The organism is Arenimonas sp., from assembly GCF_019459675.1.
Classification (GTDB): domain Bacteria; phylum Pseudomonadota; class Gammaproteobacteria; order Xanthomonadales; family Xanthomonadaceae; genus Arenimonas.
Map to the genome: position 1 here is coordinate 1 of NZ_JAIBFH010000123.1, position 2,271 is coordinate 2,271.

Below are 2,271 nucleotides of genomic sequence, written 5' to 3' on the forward strand. Positions count from 1 at the left end.
GTCACTCAGGAACTGATCCGCCAGTACAACAACCGCGGCAAGTACAACGTCTCCATCACCCCGACGCTCACCAACCTCGACCGCAACCGCGTCGACATCACCATCGCGATCGCCGAAGGCAAGGCCGCGCGCATCCGCGACATCAACATCGTGGGCAACCCGACCTATACCGACCTAGACATCCGCGAGGGCTGGGAGTCGGGCACCACCAACTGGCTGTCGTGGTACCGCCGCGACGACCAGTATTCGCGCGAGAAGCTTTCGGGCGACCTGGAAAAGCTGTCCAACTACTACCTCGACCGCGGCTACGTCGACTTCAACGTCGAATCCACCCAGGTCGCCATCACCCCCGACAAGCGCGACATCTTCGTCACCGCCAACGTCGCCGAGGGCGAGATCTACACCGTTTCCTCGGTGAAGGTCACCGGCGACACCATCCTTCCGCTGGAAGACATCGAAAAGCTGGTGGCGCTCAAGGAAGGCGAGACCTTCTCGCGCGCGCTGGTCGAGCTGACCAGCGACGGCATCATCGCCACCCTGGGCAACATCGGCTATGCGTTCGCGCAGGTGAACCCGGTGCCGGAGATCGACCGCGAAGGCCGCACGCTCAGCGTCAACTTCTTCGTCGAACCGGGCCCGCGCGTGCAGGTCCGCCGCATCGTCTTCATCGGCAACGCCACCACCGCCGACGAAGTGATGCGCCGCGAAATGCGCCAGTTCGAAGGCGCGTGGTTCTCGCAGGCCGCGGTGGACCGCTCCAAGGTCCGCATGCAGCGCCTGGGCTACTTCGACACCGTGGACATCGAAACCCCCGAAGTGGCCGGCCAGCCCGACCAGGTGGACGTGGTGATCACCGTGAAGGAGCGCAACTCCGGCCAGTTCACGTTCGGCCTGGGCTACCAGCAGGCGTACGGCCTGATCACCAGCGTCCAGCTCACGCAGAACAACTTCCTGGGCACGGGCAACCGCTTCAGCCTGGCGGTGCAGAACAACAGCTTCTCCAAGCAGTTCTCGCTGGGCGTCACCGACCCTTACTTCACCGACGACGGCGTGAGCCTGGGCTTCAACCTCAACTACAGCGACTTCAGCTACACCCGCAGCGCCTCCGACAACCTGGCGCAGTTCGACAATGCGGTGGCCTCGGGTGAATTCCAGATCGGCATCCCGCTGACCGAGACCGACAGCATCTCGATGTCGCTGGGCATCGACCGCAACCAGCTGACCACCGACGACAACAGCACGCCGCCGCTGCTGATCGACTACCTGGTGAATTCGCTGGGCGACCGCGCACGCTTCCCGACCTTCCAGATCGACGACGATCTCGACGCCACCACGCCTCCCGACAACGACGACGACGACCCGACCACCATCGACCCGCTGCAGAGCGGCTCGTTCCGCAAGTGGAACGTCAACGCCTGGCGCGTGCAGCTGGGCTGGCAGCGCGATTCGCGCAACGACTTCCTGATGCCCACCCGCGGCATCTACAACCGCGTGGGCGCGGAAATCGTCCTGCCGGGCAGCGACCTCGAGTACTACCGCCTGAGCTACAACTTCGAAAGCTACATTCCCGTCACCAACTGGCTGGGCCTGAAGGTTGGCGCGGAGCTGGGCTACGGCGACAGCTACGGCGTCACCAAGGACCAGACCTGCCGCGTCTACGACGAGTTCGGCGCCGTCGTCCCGGGTCAGTTCACCGAGTGCGGCCTGCCGTTCTTCCGCAACTACTACGCCGGCGGCCCGCAGTCGGTGCGCGGCTTCGAAACCAACACCATCGGTCCGTTCTACGCGTTCAGCTCCGATTTCCGCCAGCCCATCGGCGGCTCGTTCAAGACCGCGGGCACGTTCGAGCTTTACTTCCCGACGCTGTTCGACAGCCGCGGCACGCGCCTGTCGGCCTTCATCGACTACGGCAACGTCTACCGCTCGGTTGACTCGTGGGAAGCCAAGACGCTGCGCATCTCGGCCGGTGTTTCGCTGCAGTGGCAGTCGCCGGTGGGTCCGATCGCGATCAGCTACGCCGCGCCGTTCCAGCGCGAGCGCACCGACCGGCTCGAGCGCCTGCAGTTCACCTTCGGCGGTCGTTTCTAAGGCGGCCGGCTTGGCCACGCCGGTCCGGTCCCACACGCTTTCCGAACTGGCGGAGCGGTTCGGGCTTGAGCTGCGTGGCGCCGGCAGCACCGTCATCCAGGGCGTGGGCACGCTGGCCGGTGCCGGTGCCGGGCAGCTGGGTTTCCTGGCCAACCCGCGCTACCGCAAGGAGCTGGCCGCCCC

At 65.4% G+C, this 2,271-nt stretch carries 1 protein-coding gene and 1 pseudogene; both read left to right on the forward strand.

Features of this window, described 5'->3' with window-relative positions; translation table 11 throughout:
• Window positions 1–2,088: outer membrane protein assembly factor BamA (bamA, locus tag K0M70_RS04460; RefSeq protein ID WP_290779813.1), on the forward strand; the 2,088-nt coding region annotated here is incomplete at its 5' end.
• Window positions 2,089–2,098: 10 nt separating this feature from the next.
• Window positions 2,099–2,271: pseudogene (locus K0M70_RS04465) on the forward strand (UDP-3-O-(3-hydroxymyristoyl)glucosamine N-acyltransferase); the annotation flags it as partial.